We start from the raw sequence: 6184 nt of genomic DNA, 5'->3' as shown, positions 1-6184 counted from the left end.
ATCAATGTGGTTAAAGATTATTTCGTGATTAAGCATAGAGGTTGTCTGCTCGATATTCGCGGGTCAATAACGGAGATCATACCTCAAAAGCCTTGCCATGCCTCGTTCATATGAGGGGATGGTTAAGACTTGGTTGTTGAATCTAAGCATGTTGTACTAATTGGAGGCATTGCTCCAATTTTATAAAAACAGCCTCTCTTGCATAAAAAGTCCAAAGTAAGATACGCGGTATATTTGGTAATCAATTAAACTGAAGAGGATGTGTAATATGCCATCTTCATTTTTCCACATGTATGCTGCTAGGTTATCTGTGATTATTTTGTGATCTGGCTTTCTGTTTAATTTATTAATCACCATCTCAGGTGAATAATAAAATTTCAGATCAAAGGGGAGAGTTCCGGCATAACCTAATGATTTCATATCCCCGCGCCTATTTAATCGAAACCCTGCTAATATGATACCGCGATCAATTAATGACTCACGGTTGGCTTTGAATCGTTTAGCACAATCATAATATATTGTCAGGCCATTTTTTTGAGATGCATCTACTATTTCAAAATAACCACAATCAGTTGTTTCAATATCATTTTCATTAAGCTTTGGCAACGCATATTTCAATTCATCAGAGAAAATATTCTTACCAATGCATGGTATTAACTCATTGTAATTTATAATATTTTCTTTTTCGTCAAACAAGACGCCATGCTTGTGAAAATCAATACTCATCGCGTCAAAACAGTGTGCTTTTCTAATGTGAAGTATACTAAGTAAATTTTCAACATAAGATATGTTAACAACAAAATCATCAAGGTAGTACAGTTCGGTGATTAATTTATGCACGATTCTTGTTGCGATAGGTTCACGTAAAATTGCATGAACAGCATCCAAGGAAAGACCAAAAGATAAGTTAAATGGTAGTGTTCCTTTATGCCCACCATATATTTGAATCCCTGGTCCATAAATAGCCAGTTCTTTTAAAAAGAATTCACCTTTAGTATCATCATCTACCGGATAAATCAGCGCGTATTCGTCTCTTGGCGAATAAATCAATGAGATGCTGTCGCGTTCAATGTCTTCAATTGGAGAGCCAGCAACATTATCCGCTTCCTTCCCTTCGCCCTCACCTTCATTTTCCTCTGTAATATGTGGGCGTTCAAAGATACGATTTTCCTGTAAATACTCATTGAAAGAGACATCAACAGAACTGAGACCAATATATTTTATGAGTTCGTTAATTTTTAACATGTTAGCTCCGTTTGTTTAACTCCCCATAGAACTCTCAATCAGATTTCTTTGTTAAGATGAAATGTCTATTGGGATGTGAACTTTTTGTAAATTAAATGCTGTTGATGCCGTGCTTAATACTATACACTTTTCAATAATAGACTTAAACCATGTATTGCAATATAAAAATCACACAATAATCATCCTAATTAAAGCTTACGTATCAAAATCGCATCTGAATAGGTAAGTTATAATTATTTACATCATATGCATCAAGAAGCTGAAATTTAAATATATCAACATCATGTGTATTTTCCTTTAGAAAAGAAATAACAATTAAGTTTTTATAAAAAAACACCCAATAATCTTCTTCCTCACCAATTGGATTGCCTAGTATAGAGGATAGATTGGCTTTATTCATGTCAAAGGATAAATTAAAAGGGAGTTGAACTACTGAGTCTTTTTTAATTTCAATAGACACAAAAATGCACCATCCTTCACTTTTAGCTGGGAAAATAGCACAGTCTGCATAGCTATCCCGACCAGAAAAAGTTAGTGAAACAGTTTTATCATAGGCTTTAAGGCGTTCATCACCTTCATCACACTTAGGCCTTTTCTTGATACCATGCTGAAAAAGATAGTCAGCAAATTCTGGATGAATAGAAGCAAACCAGAGAAAATCAACTAATTTATCACCATGCATTATCTCAGTCGCCATTTTGTCTCCTATTTCTTTGATGTTCCTACTTTCAAGCAACTGTAATCATTTATCTAATTGTTCTTCCAATGATATACTGAGGCAATTCATTGGAAGATAACAATTATAGAGTAATTATTTTAATTGACTCTGAATGGGTAATTTATAATTCTTTATATCGTAAGTATCGAGCAGTTGAAATCTAAATGCATCTACACTTTTTTTCTTTACATCTATAAAAGAAATAATGATTAGGTTGTTATAAAGAAATTTCCAACAATTTTCAGCTTCTTTTATAGGAGAGCCCAGTATAGAAGATAGTTTGGTTTTATCCATGTCAAAGGATAAATTAAAGGGAAGTTGAACTACTGAGCCTTTTATAATCTCAACGGAAACAAAAATGCACCAGCCTTCACTTTTGGCTGGAAAAACAGCACAGTCTTCATAGCTATCCCGCCCAGAAAAAGTTAGTGAAACAGTTTTATCATAGGCTTTAAGGCGTTCATCACCTTCATCACACTTAGGCCTTTTCTTGATACCATGCTGAAAAAGATAGTCAGCAAATTCTGGATGAATAGAAGTAAACCCGAGAAAATCAACTAATTTATCACCATGCATGTTCATCATTGTGCTAAGCCCCCTTTGCCTTTCGTATATTTATTTCTTCGAAGAGTATTTAGTATAAACTCATCGTAGTCAATTTTGGATAATTGTTCAACTGCTTTTGCATAGGCCTCACTACAACCATGCTCTTTGGTATCCATTACTTTTTGGATGCTAGCAGTGTCTTTTTTAAATGCCCCCTTCAGATCTTTTGAATCCCCTTTATATAGCCCTTTATTTTTGTTGCCATATGTTCTACCTTCTTTGTGTATATCTTCCGGTATTGTTATGGTCTCGGCATTTCTATAAACACTATCGAGAACACGCTCTAATTCACTATCTAATAGGTCTATATCCAATTCCTTTAATTTATTCTTAGTTGCTTCTTTTAGTGCAGCACCGGATGGTACGTGATCGGCATTCAGTTTCCCCAGTTTTTTAGGTGCTTTGTAATATTTACTGACCTTGCCACAATCCGGGTGGGTCTTAGTTTGCTTAACTTTTGCACCGGGGGGCGGTTCATCTGGCTTCTTGGGGGCGTCTGCATTATCAGATGTATGTTTTTTCTCCTCTACTGGTTTGGCGTTTTTTTCAACGGCATTGTCTGCATTTTTCGCCGTGTTATTCCCCGTAGCTTCAGCCACGTTATCACCGGCTTTACTGCCTGCACGTGCTGCTGTCGTTTCGACAGCTTCTGTGCTCGCTCTCTCAATATTGCTGGCTCTTTTAGCAACCACTTCCACCGTTTCACTGGCTACCGTTTTACCCGCATGGCTCGCCGCTCCAGTTACCCCTTTGGCGATGGCCTTACCTCCCGATTTCGCCAGTCCACCAATCCCTGTCGCCAATGAAACGGTAGTGGCAATCACATCGCCGCCTGCTTGCGCGGGATTACTCATCTCTAAACGGATAGCATCAAAGCTGACAGCATCGACGGCATCACGCGTTAACTGAGCAGCCTCACGGGTTTGTTGCGCCATCCCTTCCTGACCAAACAGGCTGTATAGTGCCGCTGTCTGTTCAAGCTCTGCGGCACTTTGATACAGGCCGCCTTTTGCCATCAACTCACCCAAATCTGGCACCATATTCCAGGTGCCTTTGGCCGCACCGATCCCCCCTTGAACCGGGTCGCCTGCTGCGGCTTTCACTTCCTGCCAGCGTTCAGCACCCCAGTCTTTGGCGGCCTCCCACCATCCTTTTTCTTCCTTGGTTTCCGGCAGTGTGGCCGGGTTGGCGTCTTCGGCTTGGCCAGTTGCGGTCGGTGGCGAGCCGACCACTTTGCCAATGGTGTTACCGGTGCCGGTATTGCTTTGTGCCAGTGGATATTCACCGCTTTTAAACTTGGCTACCGTGCGATCCGCCACGTCGGTAAACCAGTCGCGATGGCTCTCTTGTAACCCTTCTTTTTGCGCAAATAATTCATCAATGTTGGCACGCGCACGTTCCGCATCCTGCAAATTCGCTAGCCCAAACTCCTGACAAAACGTGTCCGTGTCGTAACCCCGTGTGATTTCAATACGTACTACCATACTGCCTCCTGCGGTTAAGCGCCATTCATCCAGAATTCATCATCATGGCGCAGCACAAAACGTTTCCCGGCACGTACACTGTTGCTGTGTGCTTTCGGGTAACATTTGCCCCCCACTGTGCCGCTTTTCACTCCCTTGGCGCTGCCTGCCTGGTCGCCTTCGGTAGTGGGTAGATAACTTTGCCCAAACACCACCACCGGTTGCCCATTGGCGCGTACCGAAGGCACCGGCTCGGCCGCACTGCTTAGTTGAGCGGTAACCGGGTAAGGTATCGGTGGTGTGCTGTTGCCCATCGGGGTTTTACACACATCGGGCAGTATGCTGACCACCAACCACTCTCCGGCCTTGCGTGCGATGTAGTTATCGGCCATGTGTTCTCTCCTGGGGTGAGGCAACGCGCAACAGTGGCGCGTGCGGGTTCACTTCAAATCGCGCTTCCAGTACACGGATATCCTCGGTAACCGGCAGCAGTAAGCGGTAGGTCAGGTGCAGTTGTCGTTGATCAGTATCGATAATCAGCGTATCAAGCGGCATCAGTTGCGGGAAAAACGCACCATTGTGCAAACGCAACAACACCAAGGCACGGTGCCCCGGTAAGGTGGTGTGCAATAGCCCTTCCGGGGTCATATTGGTGAGCTGTAGTGTTAAATCCGCCGGCGGAAATGCGATCTGTTGGTCAGCCGGTGCGCCATTCCAATAGGAAAAATTAAAATCTCCCGGCAAATAAGGATGGCGTTCCGCCAGCCAAGTATCATCATAAGTGCCTGCCAAAGTCCGACGCGGCAACCACGCGCGTCCTACTGTCCCAAAGCCTTGAGGTAGGCAAGCCGGCGGTGGGTTGCCGGTATGTTCATGTTGCTGTGCGAACATCTCGGCCGTGAGGGGGGCATGTGAGGCTTCAATGTGTGGTGCCGGCCAACTGAGCAGTTGACTGGCCTCAGCATACGCGGGTGCCAGAAAGCCTTGCCCGAGCGGGTTGTGTTCACATACCCAGTGCGCCAGTGGCGCCTGTGGAAAATCCGGGTGTGCTCGGCGTTGGGTCTCATTCAGGTAGCATTCAGAAGCCAGGCGCTCGGCCGCGTCACTGTCGGCGTCAATGCGGCATTCGCCACCAAAGGCATAGCGATAATCGAGCGGCAGGTGAGTCAGCGGTTCTGGCTCGGTTAACTGCCACGGTTTATCCAGCGCCTCACGCTGAAATTGGCGTGCGCCAGACACCGTGAGGGTTTTCTCCAGTAACACGCCTTGTGTGGCACTACTCAGTTGCAGGTTAACGGCAAACTGTGTGCTGGGCTTGCCGCCGGGTGCTATTGCCGTGCCATTGACAATCACATCACACGCCGGTTTATACGGTGCCAAATCGCTTTCTCGCAGCACACTGGAGGTGTTTAGCGCGCCACGATAAGTGTCCTGCAAACACAGCGGTGTTGCCGGCTGGTCTTGTAGCTGTGCGTGATACACGCCAGCGCCTTGTGGCTGCAAGCTGTAGCTGACCTGCATCACCACCACTTGATGCTCTTGGTCAGCGTTATCGAGCATCTTGTAGCATAAGGTGGCAAATGGGGTAAGGTTGCGAAATTCCATTGGTGCCAGCCTCAGTTCAAATCGACATCGTGGCCAGTGATTTGTACCGGGCCCGAGGCTTCAAGGTTGAATTCAGTACCGTTGAGGGTCACTTTGCCGCTGCTGTCCATGCGCAATACGCTCTCACCACACACCAGTTCAATCACTTCACCCGCACGCAACGTCAGTGACTTACCAACCATGATCGACTTGTGCACCCCCACCTGTTCGCTTTGGCTTAACCCCACTGACGTGTTCATTGCGCCGCCCACTGTGGTTTGAAAACCGGCACCGACGGTTAACGCCTTGGCAATCAGTACCGTTTCCGCCTGATTCTGTTTCACCGTGATCACCTGATTAGCGCCGATGATTTCGGTGTGATTGTTACCCACAGCGGTATGACGATCATGGAGTACTTCAGTGTTCATATCCTTTTGCGCATGGAGATAAACCTCTTCCAAGCCTTTGGCATCGTCAAAGCGCAGTTCGTTGAAGCCTTTGCCTTTGTGGGTTTGGGTGCGAAGCGTGGTGCGGGTCTTTTCCTCTGGTAGGTTGAGCGGGGGATCAT

Annotated in this window: 7 protein-coding genes; all 7 read right to left on the bottom strand. The window is 45.2% G+C overall.

What is annotated here, in order from left to right; all coding sequences use genetic code 11:
* Positions 1–180: 180 nt before the first annotated feature.
* Positions 181–1245 (bottom strand): hypothetical protein, encoded by a 1065-nt coding sequence (locus EOJ37_RS13435; protein ID WP_127960409.1) that lies wholly within the window; start codon positions 1243–1245, stop codon positions 181–183.
* 202 nt (positions 1246–1447) lie between these two features.
* Positions 1448–1942: a hypothetical protein gene (locus EOJ37_RS13430; protein ID WP_127960408.1), complete on the bottom strand. Its 495-nt coding sequence runs from the start codon at positions 1940–1942 to the stop codon at positions 1448–1450.
* 114 nt (positions 1943–2056) lie between these two features.
* Positions 2057–2548, bottom strand: coding sequence for a hypothetical protein (locus EOJ37_RS13425; protein ID WP_127960407.1), 492 nt, complete (start codon positions 2546–2548; stop codon positions 2057–2059).
* A complete protein-coding gene (locus EOJ37_RS13420) occupies positions 2545–4053 on the bottom strand; it encodes a hypothetical protein (protein WP_127960406.1) in 1509 nt (502 codons plus the stop codon). The genes EOJ37_RS13425 and EOJ37_RS13420 overlap by 4 nt, the downstream gene beginning before the upstream one ends.
* A 14-nt stretch (positions 4054–4067) precedes the next feature.
* Positions 4068–4424: a DUF4150 domain-containing protein gene (locus tag EOJ37_RS13415; RefSeq protein ID WP_127960405.1), complete on the bottom strand. Its 357-nt coding sequence runs from the start codon at positions 4422–4424 to the stop codon at positions 4068–4070.
* Positions 4414–5637, bottom strand: a complete 1224-nt coding sequence (locus EOJ37_RS13410; RefSeq protein WP_127960404.1) for a DUF2169 family type VI secretion system accessory protein — start codon at positions 5635–5637, stop codon at positions 4414–4416. Before EOJ37_RS13410 ends, EOJ37_RS13415 begins: the two co-directional genes overlap by 11 nt.
* An 11-nt stretch (positions 5638–5648) precedes the next feature.
* Positions 5649–6184: bacteriophage T4 gp5 trimerisation domain-containing protein (locus EOJ37_RS14530; protein ID WP_420820640.1), on the bottom strand; the 536-nt coding region annotated here is incomplete at its 5' end.

The organism is Serratia microhaemolytica (genome assembly GCF_004011885.1).
Lineage (GTDB): Bacteria > Pseudomonadota > Gammaproteobacteria > Enterobacterales > Enterobacteriaceae > Serratia_G > Serratia_G microhaemolytica.
This window is presented reverse-complemented; position numbering and strand designations above follow the sequence as displayed.